Source organism: Microcystis sp. M53603_WE2 (genome assembly GCF_030065435.1).
The window spans coordinates 1-1,194 of record NZ_JASJFF010000345.1 but is presented as its reverse complement, the minus strand read 5'-3'; the positions used below and the strand labels follow the sequence as shown (position 1 = coordinate 1,194).

The 1,194-nt window shown below is 46.1% G+C and carries 1 protein-coding gene and 1 pseudogene; one reads left to right on the top strand and one right to left on the bottom strand.

All coding sequences use genetic code 11. From position 1 onward, the window contains the following. Positions 1–184: pseudogene (locus PX481_RS30075) on the top strand (hypothetical protein); the annotation flags it as partial. A 65-nt stretch (positions 185–249) separates the two neighbouring features. Here the strand turns inward: PX481_RS30075 and PX481_RS07455 are convergent. Then, a partial coding sequence (locus tag PX481_RS07455; protein WP_288094194.1) for an LL-diaminopimelate aminotransferase occupies positions 250–1,194 on the bottom strand: 945 nt, incomplete at its 5' end.

The window sequence follows — 1,194 nt, the reverse complement described above, 5'->3', positions numbered from 1 at the left end:
GTGGTCAATTACCTAATTTTCAGGGAAAAAATCCCTAAATTTTCCCCCCAATCACTCCAATGGTAGGCACTTTTTCAGGGAAAAAAAGTCTAAAAGCCTTATCCAACAAGGTTTTTATATTTATTCAGCAAACCCTAATTACGCTTCTTTACGCCCTAAAGCTACTTTTAATTGTCAGTTTTGACCGTTGAAAGATAGTATTAAAGCCAGAAACCCAGGGTAAAATCAGGGTTTCACTTTAGGACAAAATCAGGTTAAATGTCGATTTGATCCCAACAAAGCCCCAATTTTCTCCACGGCAGCCTCTAGAATATCGGGATCGTGAACTAAGGCAAAACGCACATAACCCTCACCACCCTTACCAAAACCGGAACCGGGAGAGACCGCGACACCGGTTTGGGCCACCAATTGCCGACAAAAATCGACGGAATTACCCGGCCAACTGGGGGGAATTTTCGCCCAAACGTACATAGTGGCGGCCGGAGTGGAAACAGGCCAACCGATGCGATTTAGGGCATTAATAAACACATCCCGGCGTTTTTGGAAGATAGCGACGGTTTCCTTGACCGAATCTTGATTACCAGTTAAAGCAGCGATCGCACCGTTGAGAATGCCCAAATACTGATTAAAATCAACCATGGCTTTAATCTGTCGCAAAGCCATAATTAACTGCGGGTTGCCAATGGCGAAACCGATGCGAAAACCGCCCATATTATAGGACTTGGAAAAGGTAAAAAACTCGATCGAATTAGTTTTATCTCGATCGGCCTGTAAAATTGACGGGGGGGGCGATGTTCCCGCAAAAAAGATGTCTAGATAGGGAAAATCGTGGATTAAAACTAAATTATGCTGACGGCAAAAATCAACCGCTTTTTGGAAAAATGCCAAAGGCGCGATCGCTGTGGTGGGATTATGGGGATAACTCAAGACCATCAGCTTCGATTGTGCCAGCACTAGGTCAGGAATGTCCTCTAAAACTGGCAGAAAGTCATTTTTTGCCAAAATTGGCATTCCGTAGATTTGACCGCCAGCAAGGGCAACACCGCCCAAATGGGAGGGATAACCTGGATCGAGCAGCAGGGCAAAATCCCCGGGGTTGAGAAGGGCCAAAGGTAGATGGGCCGTGCCTTCCTGAGAACCAATTAGGGGTAAAACCTCCGTTTCCGGATCGACGGGGACACCAAAGCGATCGCT